Origin of the sequence: Leptospira kmetyi serovar Malaysia str. Bejo-Iso9, assembly GCF_000243735.2 — a bacterium.
Taxonomy (GTDB): Bacteria; Spirochaetota; Leptospiria; order Leptospirales; family Leptospiraceae; genus Leptospira; species Leptospira kmetyi.
Window position 1 is genome coordinate 177,112 of record NZ_AHMP02000001.1, and the last position, 24,349, is coordinate 201,460.

The following is a 24,349-nucleotide window of genomic DNA, read 5'->3' on the forward strand; positions in this document are numbered from 1 at the left end:
CACATTTTAGCGATATTTGGTTCCCTTTTTTCAAAGCTTTTAGAAAAAGAATACAAAACCGTAGAAAGGCAACTAACGAGCCTCAAAACGGGATTAACAGGGAAGAAAGATGTCAGAATTGGAAGTTCCAAAAAAGAACAAAAACTCGATCGAAAGACTCACGAAGATTATCCGCCAGAGAAACTATAAAAAAGCTACGGCTTATACTTACCTAAAATATAATATAGATTTTCTGCATTTTGCGGATAAACCCGCGGAAAAGATAACCTTAAAGGATCTGAACCGTTATATGGATCACTTAAGGAAGAGAAAAGTGTCCTCTTCCACCATCCAAATCAACGTAAGCTCCTTGAAAATGTTCTTCGAAGACGTGATGAAGATGGATCTGTTCCGCGATTTTCAAAGACCGGTGCGGGAATACAACAACCCGAACGCGATCACTTATAAAGAAATGCAGAATATTCTAAGAACTGCATCTATCAACGCGAAACACGAACTGATGTGCGGTCTCGTATATTTCGGAGGACTTCGCGTCGGAGAATTGATTTCGCTTCGATGGGCGCATCTCGATTCCAAAAGAAAATCGATTCAGATCAAATCGTCCGCGCTCGCGCAACCCAGAACGGTGGAGATCCCGGCGGAACTCGGAGTTCTCATCAAAAAGTATGAAAGAGAGGCTTTGACTTCGGCGAATTCCTATCTGTTTCCGGGAAAGAGTATGGGATCTCATACCACTTCGAGAAACGTGGAAAGAATCATCTCCGAAATCGGAAGAAGCTCCGGAATTCCGAGCCCGGTCACCGTATTTACTCTGAGACACAGCAGAGCCTTACATTTGATTGCGGACGGTTCTTCCTTAAATCACGTAAAGGATTTTCTCGGTCATAAAACTCTGGCGAGCACGGAGTCTTACATTCCGGTTAAGAAAAATCTCAGAGCCTCGGTGCGGGAAAAATCGAGACAAGACGCTTTGAAGAACATCCGTAAAAAGTTCAGAACCGGTTAAAAATATATATTAGAAATCTTGAGTGAGTTCCTTCCGCGTCGACTTGATCCTTATCTCTCTTCTTTTTAAAAGGAGAGATTGAATTCTTTGATGTCTTTCCTTAGTAAGAGGCATTCCTAAAAAAACAAAAGCTCCCAATATAAAAAAACTTCCCACAACAGGACCGAAAAGAATCGAAAGACGAAAACCGAGTTCCGGGATCTGATCGGCGGAGCCTTCCTGATATCCGATGCCGCTCAAAAGAATTCCTCCCAAACCGAGACCGAGCGCTCTTGCGACCTTCGTCGCCATTTTCCAAAGCCCGAAGAACCACCCTTCCCTCTTTTCCCCGGTGATCAGTTCGTCGTAGTCCACGATGTCCGCGACCAAGGAATCAAAAAGTAAAATCGCACCCGCAAAAAAACCGCCGAACACCGCGACGAACAAAATCGGAACGATTCCCCTTTCCGGAAATAAGGGATAGACGATCATGGTCATAAGTCCCAAAAGGAAAACTCCCCAAAATGCGGGCCATTTTTTCCCGAACTTTCCCGCTAAATAAACCCAAAGAAGAATGGAAAGAATCAAACAGATCACGAACGGAACGAGGATCATCAGACCGATTTCGGCTTCGGTTAAACGAATTCGATATTTGTAATATAGATTCACGATCGAGGAATTGAAGGTTCTTCCGAACGTGGCGATGATAAACGCGCCGATCAAGGGTAGAAAATAACGGTTTTTGAATACGCTTTTTAAACCGGAGAATCCGATTCGTTCGTTTTTGCGAGGATCGGTTCCGGCTTTAACGGACTCGGGACTTTTTTCGAAATCGGAGACGGTTTGATCCCTTCCTTTGGTTGTGAAAAAAGCGATCGCGCAGGTTACGATCAAAATTCCCGCGATCGCGATCGAAGTATAATTTCTCGTGATCAAAAGGCGGGACACTTCGTCTTGTACGGGGAACAAAGCAGAAAAAACGGAGGGTAAAATCAAAACGAGGATAAAACCCACGTTGCTAAAAAAGAATCTCCATCCGAAAATTCGGGTTCGTTCGCTCGGAACGAAGGTCATCTCTCCTCCGAGCGCGATATGCGGAACCGCAAGAATCGTCATCGAGGTGTTTACGAGAAGATATACGAACAAAAGAAAAAAGAACTTCCGGGTTTGGGTTTCCAAAGAAGGCGGAGAAAACATTAGAAAAACGGAAAGTGCCAAAAGGATTCCGCCGCTTAGGATATACGGTCTTCTTTTTCCGAGTTTGGTTCGAGTATGATCGGAGATATAACCCATAAGCGGGTCCGAGATCGCGTCCCATAAGACCGCGATTGCAAGTGCGATTCCGGCTAACGAGGCCTTGAGCCCCACAGCCGTTACGAAAAATTCTAAAAGATAAATCTGCGCTAAAACCTCTACGGCGGTGATTCCGATTTCGGCCACCGCGTATCCGGCCATAATTCGTGTGGGAACAGACTGGGAAGTCCGCATGGTAAACTCCGGAAGAATTCTTACTAAGCGGTTAGCCTTTCGTATAAACCGCTTGTTTTTTTAGACCTTTTTTGCGAAGCAATGGTCCGAGGCTTCCGGTCATTGCCGGAAATAAATTTCCGATCTTTGCGAGAATTCCTCTGCTTCCCGGAATCAAAACCTCGAGCGGTTTTTTCGTAAGAACTTTCCCGAGAATGATTTTGGAAACCTCTTCGACGGTAAGAACCTTGTTCCCCGAAAAAGTCATCGAAGCTTGTTCGTAATCTTTTTGAAGATCGAGCATCGGAGTTTTGATTGCGTCCGGACAAACCACCGTTATGTGAACGTTCTTTTCCTTTAACTCTTGCGCGATCGCAAGGGAGAATCCTCGGACCGCGAACTTAGAAGTGGAATACAAGGAAATTCCCGAAATCGGAGCCACTCCGGCCAAGGACGCGATGTTTACGATATGACCCGCACCGTCCGCGACCATACGAACCGCGGCTTCTCTCGTTCCATACATAACGCCCTTCGCGTTGATATCCATATGACGGTCGATCTGATTTGCCGGAACCTCGTAGATATAACCGGGTAAAAGATAACCCGCTACGTTTAAAAGCGCGTCGATTCGTCCCCATTTTTTATAGGCGAGATCCATGACTTTTTTCCAATCGGAAGGAGAAGTAACGTCGAGTTTGGAAACGAGAACTCGTTCTTTTTCGTTTTTCCAAGGAGTCGAGAATTTTTTGAGTTCCTTCTCGTTGATGTCCGTGATTAGAATCGAATGTCCAGCGGCGAACGCTTCTTCGGCTAATTTTTTTCCGAGTCCTCCCGCGCATCCGGTGATGAATAAAATCATATTCTATTTTCCTTATTTAGGTTACGGGAGAACCGAACGACAATCTTCCGAAGCTGAAAGTCGGAGCCGTTCCGGGAAAAAGCCAATAGCTCGTCATCTCCGAAGAAGGCATAACGTTGTAAAAGTCGGGGTTGCGCGAGGAAATTCCCGCCATTTCCTTTTCCTGAACCATGGAAATATATTGTTCCAATCCGATTTCGAGGGTGTTCCCGTTTAAGATCACTTCCATACCGGTTGCTTTCGCGTATTTTTTAACACCCGGAATGCGCGACTTCAAAGGAGAATAACTATCGGCGCTCACTCCATTCTCGCTTGAAACAAAAATCCCTTCGGGCGTATGAGCCACCAAAGAATGATTGCCCGCGGTATGTCCCGGCGTGCGGATCAGCGCAACTCCTTGTCCGAGTTCGACGTCTCCGTCCAGAACGACGATTCGATTGCTCGCCACTCCTCCGGTTCCGTTCGGACAATACCAATCGGATTGTGGAGGAAGAAGTCCTTGTACGGAATCCCATTCCTGTCTCATCACCAAAAGTTTTGCGTTCGGGAAATATCCTTTTTCGCCGTTGGCGCCCAACCATTTGCGGATGTCTTGTGTATGAAGATGATCGTAGGAGATGTAGTCCACTTTCTCGGGAGAAATTCCCGCGTCTTGCAGACATTCTTCCACGGTGTTTAAGATCGGTGCGATGATCTTTTTACCGATGGATTGAAGCGGTCCGAAACTTTCGGAGAGTCTTTTGAAAAAAGGAGTTTCCGCGTTTCCGTCGAGATCCGAAGGGGAAAACAAAAGTGTTTTGATTCCTTCGGAGGTTCTATACTGAACGATAAAAAGCCGGTTCAGTATGTGCATGTATGGAGTCGGAAGGCTGTAAGCGTTCAAGAGCGCATAACGTGTAGGATACGGAACTCGTACCAGATCGTACGACCTGTAAAAAACCACCTGGGAACCGGATAACATCTTCTCTCGAAACTTGCGGGCCCGGCGACGAACGTCTTCCAGACGGTCCACGGGATGTGGTAGATCCCTCGATCCTAAAAAGTCGTGAATCGGTTTCAGCGAAGAATCTTTTTTTGTCTTGGAAGCGGAAGCGGTTTTAGTTGCGGAAGCTTTAGCCATCTCTTTTGGTTCCTTCGGATATGCGATTCGTATCCTACTGTTTTATTTTTTGAAAGTCAATTCAATCGTTCCAACGAAACGATTAGAAAGGTTTGTAGAGAACGATATACGAAACTACGACACCTAAAAGAGGAAAGCCGAACCAGAAGACCTTTCCCAAGCTCGGTTTTTTATAAACCGCGGTTAGAAGTCCGCCGTATGCGAGCCAGATCACGAATTTCGCGATCACCCAACCCGGCCAGGGCCAAAGGATTCCGAGTCTTGCGAGCATTCCGAATCCGCCTAACAGGATTAAGAAGAGACCGATCCCGTGTGTGATTGCCACGATTTTTCGATTGGAGAATTCTCGGCCGCCTCCGTTAAGAACGTGAAGCGTCACTCCTCCGAGTGCGGTGAAAAGCAGAAGGATTCCGAAAATGTGGACCATTTTATAGACTGTGTAAGAAATCATAAACCAGCGTTTCCTTTTTGAAAGTCGTTGTTTTCAATTTTAAAATAAGAGTCCGCCGCGCTTGCGCGGCGGTCGCAGAGTCGGATGTCCGCTCGCGGCAATCCAATCTTTCGGGGAGAATGGACTTTGGCAACGATTGTTTCGGAGGAATAGTTTACTTTTCGAGGAGATGTTGAACTCCGATCCAGTTTCCGGTCGGAGGCGAGGCGATGTATTCCTGACAACGTTTGCGATACAAAATCGAAACGATATCCTCGGGAAAAACCTTTAGGGCTTGTTCGAAGTTGATCAGCGCCTCTTGAAAGTCGGCGACTTTGTAAAGAATGATCCCTCTCGTAATCAAAGGAAGAGTCGTGTCCTTGAGTTTACGGATATGAGGCGCGTCCGCTTCGTACACTTCGTAGATGATGATCGGATCGGTTTTTCCTTTGACCACGACGGAATCGATTTCACGGATCGCAAGACCATCGGCGATCGTCATCGAAGAAAGAGTATTCTTCGTAATGAGGATATCGGCGCGGTAAAGGTTCGTTAAACTTTCCAAACGAGAAGCCACGTTAACCGTATCACCGATCACGGTCGTATCGAGTCTGGAACGACTTCCCACGGTTCCAAGCATCAGATTTCCCGTGTTGATCCCGATTCCGATTTTTAAACCTCTAAAGTGAGAATCTTTTGCTTCCGCGTTGATCGCCTGCACTTTCTTTTTCATCTCGATCGCCGCAAGAATCGCCTTGTCCGCCGAGGTTTTACCGTGAAGGTTCGGGTTCATCGCTTCGCCTTCTCCGGAAAAAAGCGCGAGAATTCCGTCTCCCATAAACTTATCCACAAACCCTTCGTGTCTTTGAATCACGGGTTCCATACTCGCGAGATAATCGTTGATAAAACGAAAGTTTTCTTCCGGAGTCATCTGTTCCGAAATGGTGGTGAACGAACGAATGTCCGTAAACAAAACACTCATCTCTTTTAGAACAGAATCTCCCAAATTCACTTCCACCGCGGAATCTTTTCCAAGAACGTTTAAGAATTGAACCGGAACAAAACGAAAGAATGCGTTCTTCTGTCTCGCGAGTTCGAGTTTCTGTTGACTGAGTTCTATGTTTAAGTCTTCGGATTGACGATACAAAGAGATAAAACGGTTCGCGAGAATGGTGGTCAACGCGACTACGAAAAGAAAATACGCGAACTGAGTAAAACGAATTCCCGATTGAAAGAAAACGGAATCGATCACGTCGTAAACCGCGATAAACACGACCGTAAACATGCTCGTCGCCAAAAGAATCGCGTCCTTCTTTCTCAGATAAACCGCTTTGCTCATAAAATACAGAAGATACAAAAGCGTGGGAAGAATGGAAATCTGCCAAAGACGAAGACTTGTCATCGTATAACGGAACGGTTCCACGAGCGTAACCGCCGCGATGATTAGGTTTAAGATGAGAATTCCGAAAAGAACCTTCGAAAACTTGGCTCTTCCGTAAAAATAATCCTGCATAAACAGAAGAAACAAAGGAGATAAAAGCGAAACGGTCGCGTATTCGATTCTTGTAATCCAGGTCGTATCGTGGATCACGTCGAACGCGATGTTCGATCTTGAAAGGGAATATAGCGCCATAAAAACGCTGAAAATTCCGAAGTACAGATTGTATCGATCCTCTCTTCGTTTTGCGTAGATCAAAAGATGATACAAGCCGAAGAAAACGTAAATCGTATTCAAGCAAAGGTTGACTAACGTTGAAATTTCGCCGGAAAGTTTTTGTTCGGTCGTGATCGAATAATCTCCGTCGATATAAAAACCCAAGTCCACGTTTTTGGAAAGTGCCGAAGCCGGAACGTCGCCGATCAAACGGAAGGTCAGAAGATTCTCCCCCGGTTTTAAAAGACTCGAATCGACCGGAAGACGAAAACTTCGGATCGTTCTCCGCAGAAGCATTTCTTTTCCGGAAGAATCCAGATGAACTTCCCGAACGAGAGAATGTCCGTTCAGAAAAATCTCCCAGTTTTCGCCGATGGATTCCAGATATAAAAAGATGGGTTTGTAGATTTTGGTTTTGGAAAGATCTTCTCGGATTTGAAACCGGGTTTGAAGCGTAAATTCTTTCAAACCGACTCCGACCGGAGTTTCGAAAATTTCGTTTAAGACGATCGGAAAGTTCGAGATTTTTTTTGCGTTCGGAAGGGAAGAATCGATTCCGTTCGGATATTCTTTTTTAAAATCGTCGACCGCGATCCAAATTCCTTTTCTTAAGTCGATGGGCTTCCAGGATTCTTCGTTTTCGGAAAAAATCAAAGAAGGAACAATGAGTACACAAAGGAAGAATAGGATCGTTTTCAAAGTAAATGTTTTCCGTTTGGGGAGAATCTCGTTCTCAGAAGAGAAGTATATGGATTAGAAGTTTAGATTGTCTAATTTTCAACATTTTTATTCGAATCCGCTCCAAATCTTTTATTTCGAATCGAAAAGCGGTTGCAACACGGTCGAATTCTATATTTTTACATTCGGAGGAAAATGGAATGTCAGATTCAGTATTAGGAACAAATCTTCCCGCGCTCAGCTTGGAAAGTACGGAAGGAAAGAGCGTAAAACTTCCGGACGATATCGCGGGTTCTTGGACTCTTCTTTATTTTTATCCGAAAGACGATACTCCGGGTTGTACGAAACAAGCCTGCAGTTATCGGGATCATATCGGAGAATTCAAAAACATCGGAGCCAAGGTATACGGAGTCAGTTTGGACGACTTGAGTTCTCATGAGAATTTTATTCAAAAGTATTCTTTGAATTTCCCGCTTTTATCCGATCCGGATCACAAGCTCAGCGAAGCGCTGGGAGTTTACGGAGATCAGGAATGGAGAGGAAAAGTTTTTAAGGGACTTTCTCGGGATTCTTTTTTGATTTCTCCGGAAGGAAAGGTTCAAAAGGTTTGGAGAAAAGTTGACCCGACGACAACGGTGGAAGAAACTCTCCAAGAGATTTCCAAAGTCAGCGGTAAATGATTGTCTAAACTTAAATTTTTAGTTCAGGAATATCAACTCACAGGACACTATCTTCAAGTCGAATTGGAGATAGCGTCCGCTCAAAAAGAAACGATTCTTTCTCTTCCCGTTTGGTCGCCCGGTTCTTATATGGTTCGGGATTATTCCAGACATGTCCACAAAATGGAAGCGTTCGTTTCGGGAAAGAATGGAAAGAGTTTGGAAGTGGTTCCGATCGGTCTCGATTCTTGGAGCGTGAAATCCGAGGGAGAATCCTTTCGCATCCGTTACGTGGTTTACGGTTACGATTATTCGGTTCGTTCTAATTACTTCACGACTGAATTCTGTCTTTTACATCCGCCCGCCTTGTTTTTATATCCCCGAGACCTGGAAGTTTCGGAAATTACATTAGAAATTTCGAATGCTCTTCCCTTTGAGTTTTGTCATTCCGGTTTGGCCGGTAAGGGGAAGAAGCGCGGTTCGACCGATCTCGACGAGTTTTTGGACGCACCGATTCTTTTGTCGAACCGCGCGGCGATTCCGTTTCGGTCCGGAGAATGCGATCACGAAATCGTTCTCGAGGGAGAATTGTCCAAATCCGTCCAAAAAACTTTGATCGCGGATCTTCAAAAAATTACGGAAGAGCAGATCCGCGCGTTCGGCGGATCGCCGAACGCGCGTTACTTGTTTGTTTTGATCTTATCCGAAGGGGCTTACGGGGGTTTGGAACATCTCAATTCTTCCGTAAACATGTATGATCCGTTGAAGGCGCTTTCCAAAGACGGTTATTTAAAACTTTTGGAGCTTTTATCGCACGAATACTTTCATCTTTGGAACGTAAAAAGAATTCGTCCGATCGCTCTCGGACCATTCGATTATCAGAAGCCGAGTCTTACGAAAGAGTTGTGGATCGCGGAAGGAATCACTTCGTTTTACGACGCTTACTTTTTGGTAAGAACCAAACATTTGAGCGCGGAATCGTATCTCGCAAAGGTAATGGAAGATCTCCAGAGTTTGGAAAAGTCCGAGGGAGAATCTTGGATGAGCTTGGAAGATTCTTCCTTTACCGCTTGGACAAAATTTTACAACCGTCCGAATGATCCGAACGCGAACAACACGGGAGTTTCGTATTACGTCAAAGGCGGGATCTTGGCTCTTGCTATGGATCTTTATCTTTTGTCCGAGACCTCGGGAAAATTCTCCCTTTTGGATGTGATGAACGAGGTCTATCAGACTTTTTTTGTCGGTAAAAAACGGGGTTTTACGAAAATCGAATTCTTTGAAGCGGCTAAAAAGAGGACCGGTGTCGATCTTAAGTTGGAATTCGGGGATTATTTGGATAAGCCGGTCGTGATTCCGATCGAACGGTATTTCCACAAAATCGGTGTGAAACGATTGGATTCTAGTCCGGGTGTGGAACTCGGTTTTACCACGAGAGAAGAAAGAGGAAATCTGATTCTCAGCAAGGTGGATTGGAAAGTTTTGGATCCTTCCGTCGATTTAAGTCAAGGCGACGAATGGATCGCGTTAAACGGTAGTCGAATTCATTCCGGAAATCGTAAGGATCTTTTGAAACAATTTAAGGCGGGGGATAAGGTCGAACTTTTGATCGCTCGCAGAGGTAAAATTTTGAAACGAAAGTTGAAACTTTCGAAACGTTTCCAATCGAGTCAGTTTAAGTTCGAGGAACATCCGTCGGAAGATCAGGTTCGTTTGCGGAATTTATTTTTCGGGCTTGGTTGAATTTGAAAATCGGATCCAACCTTTTTTTGGAGTTTGTGATTTCGTAGCGTTGCGTTGAACGCGTGGTTGTATATCGGGACTTTGTTGTGTTTCTTCCGTTTTTTCAGGAAGGATACCAATCTCTATAGTCCAATGTGCGGAAAATTCCGACCGGTTCGCATTGTAATCGTCTTTTGACTCGGTTGTTGAGTAGATCGAGGTGGAGAATATATTTGTAGTCTCGGTGAAACGCGGGAACTCCCGCATTCATAACGCCAACGATAGAATCCGCGACCTCTAACTCCTCCAAAGACAAAAGAAAATTAAAAAGATAACAACGAGACACCCCGTGCACCTGCGCGAGCGTTCCTAAAAAAGCCCAACTACCTGTGCTCAGTCGAACGTTGATCCTTTTCATCTTTTCCTTTCCCAAACTCGGTTGATACAACGTGGTTCGGGCATTCCTCCCCAATCTTGGGAGAGTGGTCAAATACTTACCGTAACGCTGCAACAACTGAGGAAGTCTTTTGGGAAGAATTCTCGCAACCTCGGGACTGTAACGAATCCAAGTCGCTTCAGGAATCAAAAGAGTCGCGGTAATCAAAGTTCGCTGTTGCATCGGAGATTCGATTTCTTGATTCGAATCTAAAATCAGATAACCCATACAAGATACGGTTTTGAATCAAGTTCGGAAACATCGATTTTCAAAACGAGAACGCGGATTTTCAAAGAAAAATATTACAAAAAATTAAAAAAGCCGATTGGAACGAAGGGAAACAAAACGATAAATCGCAAACAGCGGAAAAAGAATCAATGCTCAATAACAAATCAAAGAACGATGCAAACGAATCGCAAAAAAGAATTCAGGCTTCTTAAAATTTTAAAGTTCATATCGAACATATCCGGCATAGGCCCGGCCCTGACCGCTGCCCATACCCGGAACACCCCAAGTCCGGTTTAAATCGCAGTAATTCCGCCATCAACGGCCCAATTCGCACCATTGATATAAGAAGATTCTTCTTTTAACAAAAACGAAACGACTCGCGCGATCTCCGAAGGCAACGCGATTCTACGAGAAGGAGTCATATCGATGATCTTGTTTCTATGATCGGAAACCTGATCCTCCTGAATCCCCATCGAAGTTTCCATATAACCCGGACTGACCGCGTTAGACGTAATCCCGAAGGAACCCCATTCGTCGGCGAGAGAACGAACAAAACCGATCAAGGCGTGTTTGGAGGAAGAATACGCCACGGAATTCGCGGCTCCGATCAGGGACAAGGAAGAAGCGACGAACACCATTCTCCCTAAATTCAATTTTTTGAATATAGGCAAAAGTGTTTTGGAAATCAAAAACGCGGATCGGATATTGATCGAAAAAATGCGATCCCATTCCTCCGAACCGACTTCGATGATCGTATGATAAGGACCGCCGTAACCCGCACAATGAATAAAACCGTACGGAACCCAACCCTCGGAAACGACCGAATTCTCCCATTGAAGCAAAGAAGAAGAAAGGTTTTCATCGTTCGTCAAATCCGTTCGGATAAAAAATTCTCCGGAAAGAATTTGTTTCGGAGCCTGAACGTCGAAGTTCGTAACGGAGTAACCTTCGGTTACGAGAGATTCCACAAGAGCGCGTCCGAGTCCTCCGCTTCCTCCGGTGAGAATCACATTCTTCTTTCCGATCGTTTCCTGATTTTTCGAAGACACTCTATAACCCCTTTGTAACCTTCCGTTCCGTATTTCTGGATGACAGAGGGACACACAAGAATTCTTTTGTTTCTCATGGAAAAACTTTTAGAAAGAGTCAATCATATCCTCGAAGCCCTACCCTATATCACGAAGTATTCGGGCAAGACGGTTGTGATCAAATACGGCGGGGCCGCAATGGCAAAGGCCGATCTAAAAGAATCTTTCGCAAGAGATATCGTTCTTTTAAAATACGTGGGAATCCATCCGGTGATCGTACACGGAGGCGGACCCGAAATCAATCGTCTCTTGGAAAGTTTAAAAATTCCCACCGAGTTCGTACACGGACATAGAGTTACGGACGCTCAAACCATGGACGTCGTCGAAATGGTTCTTACCGGAAAGGTGAACAAACAAATCGTTTCTATGATCAATTCTCAGGGCGGAAAGGCCGTGGGAATTTCGGGCAAGGACGGAAATCTTGCAAAGGCCGTAAAAACTCCGATCGAGATCGAACTGGAAGGAAAGGAAAAACAACTGTTCGACGTAGGACTTGTCGGCAAAATCGAATCCGTTAATCCGGAAATTCTTCACAACCTTCAGAAGGAAGGATTTATTCCCGTAATCTCCCCCGTCGCGGAATCCGCCGAAGGAGACAGTCTCAACATCAACGCGGATACGTTCGCCGGTGAAATCGCGGGCGCGTTAAAGGCGGAGAAGTTGATTCTTCTTACGGATACGGAAGGAATTCTCATCGACGGAAAACTGGCCACGGGTCTGAACCGAGGCAAAGTGAAGGATTATATTCGAAAGGGAGAAATTTCCGGCGGAATGATTCCGAAAGTGGAATGTTGTCTAACCGCGATCGATCAGGGCGTGAGAAGAACCCATATCATCGACGGAAGAGTTCCGCATTCCATTCTCATCGAGATTTTTACGGATCAAGGAATTGGTTCTTTAATCGAATAATTTTTTGCAAATTTTCGATCTTTCAATTGTTATCGAAACTCCTTGACAGGGAACACTTTCTTGTGTCCAATGATTGAATTCTTCTTTTTACGGTCCGTTAACCCCCTTTATGAGTGAAAGGCAACTATCCTTATCCCTAATTTCAGATATTACGGCGAGAATCAATTCGACCGACGACCTGGAAGAACTTCTCGGCATCATCATTGAAACAACGAAGGACGTTCTCAACACGGAAGGATGTTCGCTTTTGTTGTATGATCGGGACGAAGACTGTCTCGTTTTCAACGTAGCCAAGGGAACCAAGGGAGAATCCTTAACGGAACTGAAAGTTCCCCGAGGAAAGGGAATTGCCGGAATGGTTTTGGAAACTCTGGAACCCGTGATCGTAAACGACGCGGCGAACGATCCCCGCATTTATAGAAACATCGACGAAACCGTCGGATTTGTTACGAACAACCTGATCTGCGTTCCGATGAGCACCCAAGGGGAAATCCAAGGAGTTCTCGAAGCGGTCAATTCTTTGGGAAGAAGCGAATTCACGAACAAAGACATTAAGGTTCTTCAATATCTTTCCGACCTCGCCGCCATCGCGATCAGAAACCGAAGATTGATCCGCGATTTAAAAAGCCGTGCAAACGAATTGGATTGTTTGTTTCAACTCAGTCAGGCGATTTCAAACATCGCGGAGATGGATCAATTTTTAAATCTTACGGTTCATTCCATTTCGGAAGTAATGGGCGCGGAACGGGTTTCTCTGATCTTCTTCAACTTAAAGAGCGGAAAATACGAACTCAAAAAAAGCATAGGCTTTAGTCTCGAAGACGAAGAACATTTCATCAACGAGAAAGAAGGTGTGATCAAAAAGATCATCGAAACCGGCGCTCCTTTGCTCGTTCAAAACAATTCCAACATCATGGAAGAATGGGTTCGTCCCGAACGATACAAAACGAAATCCTTCATTTCGGTTCCGATCCGTCAGGACGGTAAGATCATCGGAATTCTGAACTCCGCCGATAAAAAATCCGGGGACAGTTTCAACAACGCGGATCAAAACGTTCTCAGTACGATTTCGAATCAAATCGCAGAAGCGTACAATTCTCTTCTTTCCAAGGACCAAAAGGAAAAACTCAATTCGATTCGAAGAGATATGCAGATCGCTTCTCAGATTCAGGTGAATTCTTTACCGAATATTCCGAAGAAGATCCAAGGTCTCGAACTCGAAACGAGTTATATCGCGTCGAAAGAAATCGGCGGAGATTTTTACGATCTGATCTATCACAACCCCGACGAAGTGAGCGTGTTGATCGCGGACGTTTCCGGTAAAGGAATCGCCGCCGCGCTTTTTATGGAATTTTCCAAAACGATCATCGCCGGAGAGGTTTCCCGGAATTCTTCGACGAGCATCAGTTTGATGAGTGCGAATCGGATCATTCAGGAAAAATCCGGTTACTTTATGTTCGTTACCGTGATGCTCGCGAGAATCAACATGGCGAAACGAAGAATTCGTTATTCAAGCGCGGGTCACAACGAACAACTTCTTTACAAGGCCAAAGAAAAAAAGGTAGTAAGTCTTTCCGGAAAAGGAATGCCTCTCGGAATCAAAGAATCCGAAATTGACGAACACGAAATCGATTATTCTCCCGGCGATCTTTTGATCCTTTATACGGACGGGGTCAGCGAAGCGATGAACGAATCGAACGAGATGTACGGTCTTGAAAATCTTACGAGACTGATCGAACGAAACGGGGAGATGCCTCTCGGAGCTTTGAAAGAATTGATCATCGATACGACCGACGCCTTTCGTGGAGAAGCCGATCCTCACGACGACTATACCCTCTTTATGGTTCGTCTTCCTTAAATCTTTCCGAAACGAAACGTTGCGTCGTATGATCGCCGCCGCACACTTTGGAAACGCGGCGGCGGCCCCGCATCAACGAGCTTCCATATGCGCCGGTTGTCCCGTCGAAGCCAAAAGAGATCTCCACAAAGTACTCCGATCGGGTTGTAAGACTTTTCTTTCCTGAATCGCCACCGAAATCGGAAGATGCGTGAACACGTTATTCCACATTCCCACGACCATATCGGTTTTACCAGCCATCGCCGCGTGAACCGCGTTCTGCGCCAAAAATCCGCAGAACACGGAATCTTCTGCGTTAGCCGGAATCGATCGAATGATATAACTCGGATCGATGTACTTTATGTTTACGGGAATATTTTCCTTTTTGAAAAATTCTCCCATCGTGTTCTTTAAGAAAACGCCGATGTCTCCGAGTTTTAGATTTCCGGACGCGTCGCGTTCCTCGGTTACGTCAAAAAATTTTTGACCGGCTCCTTCCGCTACGATGATGACCGCGTGTCCTTTCTTTTGGATTCGTTTTTTTAAGTCGTCCAAAAACGCTCCGTTACCGTTTAGATCGAAGTTCACTTCTGGAATCAGACAATAGTTTACGTTTCTCGACGCGAGCGCCGCGTTCACCGCGATAAAACCGGAATGACGACCCATCAGCTTGACAAGACCGATTCCGTTCGGCGCCCCTTTGGCTTCCACGTGCGCGCACTCCACGGCTTCCATCGCCTTGGAAAACGCGGTCGAAAAACCGAAGGTTTTTTGGACATAGTTGATATCGTTGTCTATGGTTTTTGGAATTCCGATGACGGAAATTTCTTCTTTCCTTTTGGCGATCTCGTCCACGATTTCCCGAGCGCCGCGTAACGTGCCGTCTCCTCCGATACAAAAAAGCATCTTCACGCCGTAGAGGCTCAAGTAGTCCACCATCTCCGAAGCGGATTGGTTTCCTCGGGAAGAAGCGAGCATGGAACCGCCTTCTTCCACGATATGCGCCACCTTCTCGGGCGTAAGTTCGATCGGTTTATGCGAATATTTTTTTACAAGACCTTGATAACCGTACGGAAACCCGAGAATTCTCGAAACCCCGTACCGATAGTAGAGTTCCATCACGACGCCTCGAATTACGTCGTTGATTCCGGGACAAAGACCGCCGCAGGTCACGATTCCCGCGGTCACTTCCTTAGGATGGAAAAAAATTTTTTCCCTCGGACCTGCCTGTTCGAAAAAATCGGGACCGTTTTTGACGTAAGAATTCCAATCTTCCTGCGATTGAAATACCGTTCTGAATAAAAGCCTGGAAGAATCGCTAGTATAGTATTCGTAATCCGCCGGACTTGGGATCGTACATTCGCCGAAGTTTTTTATTTCTGTTTCCATCTTCTTTGCGGAAGATATTTCAGGAATTCAGGGAAAAATCACCTCATTTTGCAATTTTATACTGACAGTTCTGTTCTATTTCTATAGTCTTACAGACAGAACCGTTTATGAACAAAAAGAGATCCCTCATTCTTTCTTTATTTTTGTTTTTATTCGGGGTTTCGATTTTTTCCGTCGAGGACCCTACTTTCAGCCCGTTCGAACCGTATCATCTTTCCCGGGACTTCGATCTCAATCGTCAAAAATATCTGCAGGTTGTCGCGATCCCGTATAAAGATCCGATGGAACTCAAACTCGGACCGGAATACGATACCGCGCCCGAAAAAAAATCTCCCGAACCGACGTTTATCAAAACTCCCGGTCTTTCCTTTTCGGGAATGTTTCAACCGTTTTTATTCTCCGTCGTTCCGCACGGAAGCGTTCAATTCTTACCCGTTTCCGAAACCGTTTTTGTAAACGACTCTCCGTCCCGAAACGGAAAGCTCGTATCGGGCGCATTCTCCGAAAAAAGAACGATGGATCGTATCACGGATTCCAGAAACCAAATCCAAGGATTCGGTCTGATGAGCTGGAATACCAATCCGCTTCAAAACGGAAGTAGCTCCGGCGTTATGTTTCTTTATATGAAACGTCATGCGGGTTTGGAAATGGATTTTAACGCGAGAATGATCGGTAACCAAGCCGGGCTTGCGGTTCTCGAATCCGCAAAGTCCACGATTGCGTTCAACTACTCCGTATTTCCCGAAATCGGAGAAAGTTCCAAGATGAATTTCTTTCTTCAATTCTCCAGTATCAAACGGTTTCAGGATAGAAACCTTGGCTACGCGGGAACGACCGATCTCGGCGCGAACAACGCGCGCGGTTTAAAATCCTACGAGTACTACTTGAACCCTGGGATTTCGTTTTCTTCCAGAAACTTGAGTCTGGAAGGAATGGTAAGAGTTCCGGTTCCGACCGCCGCTCAACTCGCGGGAGAACAACACCAGTGGATGCAGGACGTTCAGGGAATTCTCGGAATCAAGTATAGCTTCTCGGAAACTTCTTCCAAATAAAAACGAAACAACATCGTAGTTATTACGTGGGCTTCGCCTCGCCGATCCCGTTTCCATCTTCCGATATTGCGCCGAATACGGCTCGTCGACAAACGACTGTTAGTGGATGATTCCCTGTTTCTTGAGGGAGAATGCAAGATCCATCTTACTGATTAAATGTTTCGCTCTTCCGAAACGGATCATTCGTTTCGGTTCGTTGTCCTGTTTCGAAGCGAATACTTCGAGACAGGTTTCGATCACCGGACAGGAGTTATCCGTACAACCGATTTCGGTTAACTTTAAAACTTCTTTCCCCGTAAGTTCGAGAGGAGCTTTGAGCCATGAAATTAGCGTCGGGTGAAAGGAGAATTCTTCCGTAGCGTTTCTCGTCTCCGAAAAAACGGGGCCGTGATTGTGCACGGAAGAATGATTTGGAACCGCCGGTTTCATAGTGTTCTAGTTAGACGAAAAATCCCGAAAGAATCTCATAACATTTTATCGAGCCACGGAAACCGCAAGAGGATCGTACGCAAGATTCGGGGCGAGCCAACGTTCCACCGCTTCCACGCTCATTCCTTTGCGAGTCGCGTATTCTTCGACTTGATCTCGGTTGATTTTTGCAACGGCGAAATACTTCGAATTCGGATGCGCGAAATAAAGTCCGCTTACGGAACTCGCGGGCCACATCGCAAAATGTTCGGTAAGAGTGATTCCCGTATTCTTTTCCGCTTGGAGCAAATCAAAAAGAACTCGTTTTTCGGTATGATCCGGCGAAGCGGGATAACCTGCAGCGGGACGAATTCCTCGGTAACGTTCGCGGATCAGATCTTCGGGTGAAAGATTTTCATCCTTATCATATCCCCAATATTCCTTACGAACCTTATAGTGCATATATTCCGCAAAGGCTTCCGCGAAACGATCGCCTAAGGCCTTAGCCATGATCGAGTTGTAATCGTCCTGGTTGTTTTCGAATTCTTTCGCGAATTCTTCCACTCCGTGTCCCGCGGTGACCGCAAATCCGCCGATGTAATCGATTCTTCCCGATTCTTTAGGCGCTACGTAGTCCGCCAAACAGTAGTTAGGTTCCGTTTCGTCCTCTTTCTGAATCTGTTGACGCAACGTATGAAACACGGTAAGAAGTTTGGAACGTTTTTCGTCTTCGTAAACTTCGATATCGTCTCCGACCGAGTTTGCGGGAAAAATTCCGATCACACCCTTGGTTCTGAAAAGTTTTCCATCCACGATGGTCTTCATCAGTTTTTGAGCGTCCGCGAAAAGTTCTCTCGCTTGTTTTCCGGTGGTTTCGCTTTCTAAAATCGCGGGATATCTTCCTTTGAGTTCCCATGCGGTGAAGAACGGCGTCCAATCGATAAAAGGAATGAGCGTCTCCAAAGAAACTTCCTCGTCGAAAACGCGAACTCCGGTAAACGAAGGTTTGTCGATCTGCGTCGTCGCCCAATCGATCTCTTCGCGATTCTCCCTCGCTTGTTCCAATGTAACCAGTTTTCTTTCGGCTCTTGTGTTGAAATAATTCTCGCGAGCGGCTTTTTGATCTTCGCGGACTTTCCGGGAATACGCTTCGTTTAAATCGGGATGAAGAAGTTGATTGACCACGTTTACTACGCGGGACGCGTCCACTACGTGAACGACCGGTTGATCGTAGGCGGGCGCGATCTTAACCGCGGTATGTGCGGAACTCGTAGTCGCGCCCCCGATCAGCAGAGGAACGTTGAAGCCGGTTCGTTTCATTTCGGAAGCTACGTGCACCATCTCGTCGAGCGAAGGAGTGATCAGACCCGAAAGTCCGATAATGCTTGCGTTATGCTTCCTTGCTTCCTCGAGAATCTTATCCGATGGAACCATCACGCCTAAATCGATCACTTCGTAGTTGTTGCACGCGAGAACGACGCCTACGATATTCTTTCCGATATCGTGAACGTCTCCCTTTACCGTTGCGATCAAAAACTTAGGACGCGCCGCGGCCGCTTCGGCTTGGTTTTTTTCCTCTTCCATAAATGGTAAAAGATAAGCCACGGATTTTTTCATCACGCGCGCGCTTTTGACGACCTGCGGTAGAAACATCTTTCCGGCCCCGAACAACTCGCCGACGATTTTCATTCCGTCCATCAAAGGACCTTCGATGACGGTTAACGGACGTCCGTATTTCACGCGCGCTTCTTCCGTATCCTGATCGATGTATTCTACGATTCCTTTTACGAGTGCGTGTGAAAGTCTTTCTTCGACGGAAGTTCCTTCTCTCCAAGCCTCTTCTTTTTTCTCGGCCTTGTCTCCGGTTCCGGCTTTGATGTTCTCGGCGAATTCCACAAGACGTTCGGTCGCGTCCGGTCTTCTGTTTAAGATTACGTCTTCCACATATTCTAATAGATCTTTCGGGATCTCTTCGTAGACCGCGAGCATCCCCGCGTTTACGATCGCCATGTCCATTCCCGCTTGGATCGCGTAATACAAGAATACGGAGTGCATCGCTTCTCGTACGGGATTGTTTCCTCGGAAAGAGAAGGATACGTTGGATAAACCGCCCGAAATCTTGGCGCCCGGGCAAACCTTTTTGATTTCGCGAACGGCCTCGATGAAGTCCATTGCGTAGTTGTTGTGTTCTTCGATACCCGTTGCGACCGTGAGAATGTTCGGATCGAAGATGATATCGGTCGGACTGAAGTTCGCTTTCGTTACGAGAAGATCATACGCCCTTTTGCAGATTCGAACCTTGTCGTCTTTGGTCGCGGCTTGTCCTTGTTCGTCGAAGGCCATCACGATCGCCGAAGCTCCGTATCTTTGGATCTTCTTCGCGTATTCCAGAAATTTTTCCTCACCTTCCTTTAAGGAGATGGAGTTTACGATCGGTTTTCCCTGAATACATTTCAGACCTTCTTCCAAAACGCTCCATTTGGAAGAATCGATCATAAACGGAACCTTTGCGATATCCGGTTCGCCCGCGATGAGATTCAAAAAGTGTCTCATCGAAGCCTCGCCGTCTAACAACGCTTCGTCGAAGTTGATGTCGATGATATTCGCGCCCGCTTCCACCTGTTGTAAGGCTACGGAAACCGCTTCCTCGAAGTTTCCTTCGATGATGAGTTTTTTGAACTTAGGAGATCCGGTTACGTTGGTTCTTTCCCCCACGAGCAAAAATCCCTTATCGGGCGTGACGTTCAAAGGTTCCAAACCGGAAAGACGTGTGAGTTCTTCGATTCGGGGAAGAATTCTCGGCTTTTTACCGCGTACGGACTTCGCCGCCTCGGCGATATGTTCGGGAGTGGTTCCGCAACAACCGCCCGCGATGTTCAACCAACCGGAACTTGCAAATTCTTGAATATACTTTCCGAATTCTTCCGGAGTTTGATCGTAACCGCCGAACGCGTTCGGAAGACCGGCGTTCGGATAACAGCTGATATAACAGGAGGAAACTCTCGCAAGTTCCTCGATATAAGGACGCATTTCATCGGCGCCTAACGCGCAGTTGATTCCCACGGAAAGAGGATTACAATGTGCGATGGAATTGTAGAACGCTTCCACGGTTTGTCCGGAAAGGGTTCTTCCCGAAGCGTCGGTGATCGTCACCGAAAGACTAACGGGGATTCTTACATTCAAATCTTCGAATACTTGTTCGATCGCGTAGATCGCCGCTTTTAAGTTGAGAGTGTCGATGTTCGTTTCAGGAAGAAGAAGATCCACTCCCGCTTCGACGAGCGCGCGTACTTGTTCGTAAAACGTCGCGACTAAATCGTCGAAGGTCACCGCTCGAAACGCGGGGTTGTTTACGTCCGGGGAAAGTGTCGCGGTTTTAGTCGTCGGTCCGATCGCTCCCGCAACAAAACAAGGTTGGTTTGGATTCGTTTTTTTGAATTTTTCGATCGCGTTCCGCGCACATACGACCGCGGCCTTGTTCAGATCGGCGACTAAGAATTCGGTTTTATAATCTCCTTGGGAGATCTGATTCGAACTGAACGTGTTGGTCTCGAGAATGTTCGCGCCCGCTTCGAGAAATTTCAGGTGAATCGCTTCGACCACGTCCGGTCTCGTCAAACACAGAAGTTCGTTGTTCCCTTTCAGAGGATGTGCGTGGTTTTTGAGAATTTCTCCCCTGAAATCCTCCTCTTGCAATGAGAATCTTTGGATCATCGTTCCCATCGCGCCGTCGATGACCAGAATTTGTTTTTCGATGAGCGAAAGGATTCCCTTAGCGGCCGGATTTGTATAGTTCTGAACTTTATAAGTCATGATAAACTTCTTCGATTTTTCTAAAAAATAGTATAACGTTATATTCTAATATTCAAAAATTTGGATCGACACATCCCTCTTTTTTTAAGGGAATCTTCACGTCCAAAATCACGGGAGAATGTTTCGATTTCACAGCATTCTCCGTCGTCCAGCGACGCCAAATCGAAGGAACCTCGTAGTCGGGGTAAATCGCTTCGACCGGACATTCGGGTCTGCACTTGTTGCAATCGATACAAACCTCCGGATCGATATAAAGACAATCGGTTCCTTCTCGGAAGGCTTCCACCGGACAGACGGCGGCACAGTAAGTGTATTTACAGTGCCTGCAGGGTTCCGTTACTACGTAAGCCATCGTTTCCGAGAAGGCCGACCTTCCGAGACGGACCATCGAACTTAAGTCGTCGGTCCGCGCTCGAAAGTCTGCGGATCAGATCAATATCTGTAATGATCCGGTTTGAAAGGTCCTTCTACGGGAACTCCCAAATAGTCCGCTTGTTTTTGGTTCAGTTTTGTTAAACGAACTCCCAACTGTTCGAGGTGAAGAGCCGCAACCTTCTCGTCCAAATGTTTCGGAAGAGTGTAAACTCCCAACTCGTATTTGTTGTTGTAAAGTTCGATCTGAGCCAACACCTGATTCGTGAAAGAACAAGACATCACGAAAGAAGGGTGACCGGTCGCACAACCCAGGTTTACAAGACGACCTTCCGCGAGAACGATGATGGATTTACCGTCCGGGAAAGTGTATTTGTCCACTTGAGGTTTGATTTCCTTTTTAGTTACGCCTTTTTCTCCGTTCAATCTGGACATTTGGATTTCCGTATCGAAGTGTCCGATGTTACAAAGAATCGCTCCGTCTTTCATCGCTTTCATGTGTTCGAGAGTGATGATGTCGTCGTTACCGGTTGCGGTTACAACGATGTCGACTTGTTCGATGATGTCTTCCACGCGAAGAACTTGATAACCTTCCATAGAAGCTTGAAGAGCGCAGATCGGATCGATTTCGGTTACGATCACTCTAGAACCGAAGTTTCTAAGAGAAGCCGCGGAACCTTTACCCACGTCCCCGAAACCGCAAACGAGAGCCACTTTACCGGCGAGCATAACGTCGGTCGCTCTTTTGATTCCGTCCGCGAGGGATTCGCGGCAACCGTAGAGGTTGTCGAATTTGGATTTTGTTACGGAATCGTTTACGTTGAAAGCGGGAACCTTCAATTCTCCCTTTTTGAGAAGTTTGTAAAGACTCTTAACGCCCGTGGTCGTCTCTTCGGAGATACCGCGGATTTCGCTTAACAATTGAGGATATTTTTCGTGAATGTAAGCGGTAAGATCTCCTCCGTCGTCCAGGATCATGTTCGGTCCTTTATCTCCGAAGAAAATGGTCTGTTCGATACACCACCAGTATTCTTCTTCCGTTTCGCCTTTCCATGCGAAAACCGGAATTCCAGCCTTAGCGATCGCCGCAGCCGCATGATCCTGAGTCGAAAAGATATTGCAAGAAGACCATCTAACTTCCGCTCCCAATTCCGTCAGGGTCTCGATCAGAACCGCAGTTTGGATCGTCATGTGAAGAGATCCTGCGATTCTTGCTCCCGCTAAAGGTTTTTTACCTTTGTATTCCTGTCTTATCGCCATAAGACCCGGCATTTCTTTTTCCGCCAGGATGATCTCTTGTCTTCCCCATTCTGCTTGGGAGAGATCTTTTACTTTATAGCTTAAGCCCTTTTCTTGTGTTGTTGCGGACATTCTAGTCCTCCTTTTTCGTTGCTTGAATGATCAAAATTTTGAAAACGTTGCCCGTATCGAATTCTTCGTGGGCGCTGACTCTAAAACCGGAAAGTTCCAACCAATCCTGTAACAGGGAATAATCGAAACCCAACCAAAGATCCGAAAAGTTATCCCTCATAAACTCTTGGTTGTGTTTTTTCAAATCGACGAGGCAGAAGGTTCCGCCGGGCTTTAGAATTTTATAAATTTCGCGAATCACCGCCGGAGGATTGGAAAGGTGATGGAGTACCATCGACGCGACCACTGCGTCCGCTTTCATCGTAGACGAAGAGGCCACATTCTCCAACGGAGAATGGATCAAAGAAACGTGCGCGTTTCCGGCGAACGCAACCTGAGCCTCTTCCACCATTTTCGGGGAAGAATCCACGCCGATCACCTGATCGGACTTGGTCAATAAATACGGAATCAAACCGCCGGGCCCGCAACCCAAGTCGTAAATCACCGAAGAAGAATCCGGCAAATAGGAAAGAATTTTTTTACGATAGATCGCCGGATCCAAAACGTCCTTTTGAATCGATTCCCAATCCTGTGCTACATTATTAAAATAGAATGTGTTTTTCTGATCTCTTCTGGAAAGAATTTCCGAAATCTGAACTTGATCCTCGGCTCGAAACGGAAGGTCCTCTTTATACGCCAAAAGAAGATCGGTGACCTCTGAAGAAAAATCGGGACTTTTCTTTTCCTCCGGAATTCGGTAATAAACCCAAGAACCTTCGCGCTCGGGGATCAAGAACCCCGCGTCGGTTAAAATTTTGAGATGTCGGGAAACCCGAGATTGGCCCATTCTCAAAACTTCCGTAATTTCTTGTACGTTCAAAGGGGATAAGGAAAGAATGTGGAGAATCCGAACTCTCGTTTCGTCGGAAAGCGCTTTGAGGGCGGAAAGAATTTGTTTCGGACCAATGCCCGAATAGATTTTCGCCTCTAAGGTTTCCACGAAGGATACAATATCAAGATATCTTGATATCTGCAAACCTTTTATTCTGAAAATCGTAACCTTTTCCTGGGAATTTGTATGAGTTCCCACAAAAGTTTTCTACAGAAAGTGCTTTTGCCTCGTTCCGAGCCCTCCCACGACCTCAGAGCTTCCCTTTTTGTGGCAGTTCCCACAAATTTCCCTTGACATTAATATGACCAGTCGCTTTAAATAAAAAACAATCCAAAGAAATCTCGGCAGACCTTTCTACAAACAACGGATTGAAACAAAGAATGAAAATTTCCCAAAAAGAATCAGAAACCAAACGAAAAACAATCCTCGAAGCCGGAATCCGATTGGTCCGACTTTATGGCCCCGACGGAATCGGAATCCAAGAAATCGCGGATGAGGCCAAAATCCCCAAAGGTTCTTTTTACAACTACTTCCCATCCAAGGATCAATTCTTAATCGAAGCGCTGGAAGAATACACAGAGAACGCGGTTCTCTGGAACGAAAAAACGATCGAAGCCGGTGGAAGAGGATTTTCATCCCTAACCTATCTCTATGAACAAAAGATTCTTTTGGAAAAGGAGCTCCTACAAGACGGACTTTCCTGTTTGATCAACGTGCTGGCACAACATTCCTCCTCGAAACGAACGGAACTGAGAAGTCGATTGAAGGTTTCTTTGGATCGAATCTCGAATGAAATTCTGAATTCTATTCAAGTGAACCGAAACGAGAACGACAAACGGAAAGACGGCGGCCTCGGATCGAACGAAAACATTCTTCATCACATTCAATTTTTGGAATCTTCTTGGAGAGGCGCGATGTTACTCGCAAGAGCGACGGGAGAAGTCTCGTATTTGGAACGGTTTCGTTCCTCGATTTCTGGAAACGGATTTTTTTAAAGAGGT

Annotated in this window: 20 protein-coding genes; 7 read left to right on the forward strand and 13 right to left on the reverse strand. The window is 46.0% G+C overall.

Annotated elements, in window-relative coordinates:
- Window positions 1-109: 109 nt before the first annotated feature.
- Complete coding sequence (locus LEP1GSC052_RS00865) at window positions 110-1,006, forward strand: tyrosine-type recombinase/integrase (protein ID WP_010572391.1); 897 nt, start codon at window positions 110-112, stop codon at window positions 1,004-1,006.
- 9 nt (window positions 1,007-1,015) lie between these two features.
- Here the strand turns inward: LEP1GSC052_RS00865 and LEP1GSC052_RS00870 are convergent, their stop codons facing one another.
- From LEP1GSC052_RS00870 to LEP1GSC052_RS00890, 5 genes are all read right to left on the reverse strand, one after another.
- Window positions 1,016-2,473: an MFS transporter gene (locus tag LEP1GSC052_RS00870; protein ID WP_040912628.1), complete on the reverse strand. Its 1,458-nt coding sequence runs from the start codon at window positions 2,471-2,473 to the stop codon at window positions 1,016-1,018.
- 31 nt (window positions 2,474-2,504) lie between these two features.
- On the reverse strand, window positions 2,505-3,311 hold the full coding sequence (locus tag LEP1GSC052_RS00875; protein WP_010572389.1) for an SDR family NAD(P)-dependent oxidoreductase: 807 nt from the start codon (window positions 3,309-3,311) through the stop codon (window positions 2,505-2,507).
- A gap of 16 nt (window positions 3,312-3,327) precedes the next feature.
- Window positions 3,328-4,431, reverse strand: coding sequence for an MBL fold metallo-hydrolase (locus LEP1GSC052_RS00880; RefSeq protein WP_010572388.1), 1,104 nt, complete (start codon window positions 4,429-4,431; stop codon window positions 3,328-3,330).
- 82 nt (window positions 4,432-4,513) lie between these two features.
- Window positions 4,514-4,882 (reverse strand): hypothetical protein, encoded by a 369-nt coding sequence (locus LEP1GSC052_RS00885; RefSeq protein ID WP_010572387.1) that lies wholly within the window; start codon window positions 4,880-4,882, stop codon window positions 4,514-4,516.
- A 154-nt stretch (window positions 4,883-5,036) separates the two neighbouring features.
- A complete protein-coding gene (locus LEP1GSC052_RS00890; RefSeq protein ID WP_020985381.1) occupies window positions 5,037-7,214 on the reverse strand; it encodes a 7TM diverse intracellular signaling domain-containing protein in 2,178 nt (725 codons plus the stop codon).
- Window positions 7,215-7,393: 179 nt separating this feature from the next.
- Here LEP1GSC052_RS00890 and LEP1GSC052_RS00895 point away from each other — a divergent pair, with 179 nt between their 5' ends.
- Window positions 7,394-7,873 carry a peroxiredoxin gene (locus LEP1GSC052_RS00895; protein WP_040912681.1) on the forward strand — a complete coding sequence of 160 codons (480 nt, stop codon included), beginning with the start codon at window positions 7,394-7,396 and terminating at the stop codon, window positions 7,871-7,873.
- A complete protein-coding gene (locus LEP1GSC052_RS00900; RefSeq protein ID WP_010572384.1) occupies window positions 7,874-9,595 on the forward strand; it encodes a M61 family metallopeptidase in 1,722 nt (573 codons plus the stop codon).
- A gap of 103 nt (window positions 9,596-9,698) precedes the next feature.
- Here LEP1GSC052_RS00900 and LEP1GSC052_RS00905 read toward each other — a convergent pair whose 3' ends face one another.
- Both LEP1GSC052_RS00905 and LEP1GSC052_RS00910 read right to left on the reverse strand, forming a co-directional pair.
- Window positions 9,699-10,238 carry a DUF1564 domain-containing protein gene (locus tag LEP1GSC052_RS00905; protein ID WP_010572383.1) on the reverse strand — a complete coding sequence of 180 codons (540 nt, stop codon included), beginning with the start codon at window positions 10,236-10,238 and terminating at the stop codon, window positions 9,699-9,701.
- 293 nt (window positions 10,239-10,531) lie between these two features.
- Window positions 10,532-11,287 carry an SDR family NAD(P)-dependent oxidoreductase gene (locus LEP1GSC052_RS00910; RefSeq protein ID WP_010572382.1) on the reverse strand — a complete coding sequence of 252 codons (756 nt, stop codon included), beginning with the start codon at window positions 11,285-11,287 and terminating at the stop codon, window positions 10,532-10,534.
- A 75-nt stretch (window positions 11,288-11,362) separates the two neighbouring features.
- Here LEP1GSC052_RS00910 and argB point away from each other — a divergent pair, with 75 nt between their 5' ends.
- Entirely contained in the window at window positions 11,363-12,235 is an 873-nt protein-coding gene (gene argB / locus LEP1GSC052_RS00915) for an acetylglutamate kinase (RefSeq protein WP_020985441.1), read from the forward strand.
- A 109-nt stretch (window positions 12,236-12,344) separates the two neighbouring features.
- Window positions 12,345-14,093, forward strand: a complete 1,749-nt coding sequence (locus tag LEP1GSC052_RS00920) for a GAF domain-containing SpoIIE family protein phosphatase (protein ID WP_040912682.1) — start codon at window positions 12,345-12,347, stop codon at window positions 14,091-14,093.
- Window positions 14,094-14,165: 72 nt separating this feature from the next.
- On the opposite strand, the gene LEP1GSC052_RS00925 is transcribed toward LEP1GSC052_RS00920, so the two are convergent.
- Window positions 14,166-15,461 carry an ATP-dependent 6-phosphofructokinase gene (locus LEP1GSC052_RS00925; RefSeq protein WP_010572379.1) on the reverse strand — a complete coding sequence of 432 codons (1,296 nt, stop codon included), beginning with the start codon at window positions 15,459-15,461 and terminating at the stop codon, window positions 14,166-14,168.
- A 107-nt stretch (window positions 15,462-15,568) separates the two neighbouring features.
- Here LEP1GSC052_RS00925 and LEP1GSC052_RS00930 point away from each other — a divergent pair, with 107 nt between their 5' ends.
- Window positions 15,569-16,513, forward strand: coding sequence for an LIC_20087 family outer membrane protein (locus LEP1GSC052_RS00930; RefSeq protein WP_010572378.1), 945 nt, complete (start codon window positions 15,569-15,571; stop codon window positions 16,511-16,513).
- A 99-nt stretch (window positions 16,514-16,612) separates the two neighbouring features.
- Here the strand turns inward: LEP1GSC052_RS00930 and LEP1GSC052_RS00935 are convergent, their stop codons facing one another.
- From LEP1GSC052_RS00935 to LEP1GSC052_RS00955, 5 genes are all read right to left on the reverse strand, one after another.
- Window positions 16,613-16,942: a hypothetical protein gene (locus LEP1GSC052_RS00935; protein WP_010572377.1), complete on the reverse strand. Its 330-nt coding sequence runs from the start codon at window positions 16,940-16,942 to the stop codon at window positions 16,613-16,615.
- Window positions 16,943-16,987: 45 nt separating this feature from the next.
- Window positions 16,988-20,734 (reverse strand): methionine synthase, encoded by a 3,747-nt coding sequence (metH, locus tag LEP1GSC052_RS00940; protein ID WP_020985455.1) that lies wholly within the window; start codon window positions 20,732-20,734, stop codon window positions 16,988-16,990.
- Between the two features lie 52 nt (window positions 20,735-20,786).
- Window positions 20,787-21,086 carry an indolepyruvate ferredoxin oxidoreductase subunit alpha gene (locus tag LEP1GSC052_RS00945; protein WP_040912630.1) on the reverse strand — a complete coding sequence of 100 codons (300 nt, stop codon included), beginning with the start codon at window positions 21,084-21,086 and terminating at the stop codon, window positions 20,787-20,789.
- An 80-nt stretch (window positions 21,087-21,166) separates the two neighbouring features.
- Window positions 21,167-22,477: an adenosylhomocysteinase gene (ahcY, locus tag LEP1GSC052_RS00950; RefSeq protein ID WP_010572375.1), complete on the reverse strand. Its 1,311-nt coding sequence runs from the start codon at window positions 22,475-22,477 to the stop codon at window positions 21,167-21,169.
- A gap of 1 nt (window position 22,478) precedes the next feature.
- Entirely contained in the window at window positions 22,479-23,456 is a 978-nt protein-coding gene (locus tag LEP1GSC052_RS00955; protein WP_040912683.1) for an ArsR/SmtB family transcription factor, read from the reverse strand.
- A gap of 272 nt (window positions 23,457-23,728) precedes the next feature.
- Here LEP1GSC052_RS00955 and LEP1GSC052_RS00960 point away from each other — a divergent pair, with 272 nt between their 5' ends.
- Entirely contained in the window at window positions 23,729-24,343 is a 615-nt protein-coding gene (locus tag LEP1GSC052_RS00960) for a TetR/AcrR family transcriptional regulator (RefSeq protein ID WP_010572373.1), read from the forward strand.
- The last annotated feature ends 6 nt before the right edge of the window (window positions 24,344-24,349 follow it).

What these genes read in the sequence shown, in the direction of transcription:
- LEP1GSC052_RS00865 (WP_010572391.1), top strand. Translation starts at nt 110, where the DNA reads ATGTCAGAATTGGAAGTTCCAAAAAAGAACAAAAACTCGATCGAAAGA.
- LEP1GSC052_RS00870 (WP_040912628.1), bottom strand. Translation starts at nt 2,473, where the DNA reads ATGCGGACTTCCCAGTCTGTTCCCACACGAATTATGGCCGGATACGCG.
- LEP1GSC052_RS00875 (WP_010572389.1), bottom strand. Translation starts at nt 3,311, where the DNA reads ATGATTTTATTCATCACCGGATGCGCGGGAGGACTCGGAAAAAAATTA.
- LEP1GSC052_RS00880 (WP_010572388.1), bottom strand. Translation starts at nt 4,431, where the DNA reads ATGGCTAAAGCTTCCGCAACTAAAACCGCTTCCGCTTCCAAGACAAAA.
- LEP1GSC052_RS00885 (WP_010572387.1), bottom strand. Translation starts at nt 4,882, where the DNA reads ATGATTTCTTACACAGTCTATAAAATGGTCCACATTTTCGGAATCCTT.
- LEP1GSC052_RS00895 (WP_040912681.1), top strand. Translation starts at nt 7,394, where the DNA reads ATGTCAGATTCAGTATTAGGAACAAATCTTCCCGCGCTCAGCTTGGAA.
- LEP1GSC052_RS00905 (WP_010572383.1), bottom strand. Translation starts at nt 10,238, where the DNA reads ATGGGTTATCTGATTTTAGATTCGAATCAAGAAATCGAATCTCCGATG.
- argB (WP_020985441.1), top strand. Translation starts at nt 11,363, where the DNA reads ATGGAAAAACTTTTAGAAAGAGTCAATCATATCCTCGAAGCCCTACCC.
- LEP1GSC052_RS00920 (WP_040912682.1), top strand. Translation starts at nt 12,345, where the DNA reads ATGAGTGAAAGGCAACTATCCTTATCCCTAATTTCAGATATTACGGCG.
- LEP1GSC052_RS00925 (WP_010572379.1), bottom strand. Translation starts at nt 15,461, where the DNA reads ATGGAAACAGAAATAAAAAACTTCGGCGAATGTACGATCCCAAGTCCG.
- LEP1GSC052_RS00930 (WP_010572378.1), top strand. Translation starts at nt 15,569, where the DNA reads ATGAACAAAAAGAGATCCCTCATTCTTTCTTTATTTTTGTTTTTATTC.
- LEP1GSC052_RS00935 (WP_010572377.1), bottom strand. Translation starts at nt 16,942, where the DNA reads ATGAAACCGGCGGTTCCAAATCATTCTTCCGTGCACAATCACGGCCCC.
- metH (WP_020985455.1), bottom strand. Translation starts at nt 20,734, where the DNA reads ATGACTTATAAAGTTCAGAACTATACAAATCCGGCCGCTAAGGGAATC.
- LEP1GSC052_RS00945 (WP_040912630.1), bottom strand. Translation starts at nt 21,086, where the DNA reads ATGGCTTACGTAGTAACGGAACCCTGCAGGCACTGTAAATACACTTAC.
- ahcY (WP_010572375.1), bottom strand. Translation starts at nt 22,477, where the DNA reads ATGTCCGCAACAACACAAGAAAAGGGCTTAAGCTATAAAGTAAAAGAT.
- LEP1GSC052_RS00960 (WP_010572373.1), top strand. Translation starts at nt 23,729, where the DNA reads ATGAAAATTTCCCAAAAAGAATCAGAAACCAAACGAAAAACAATCCTC.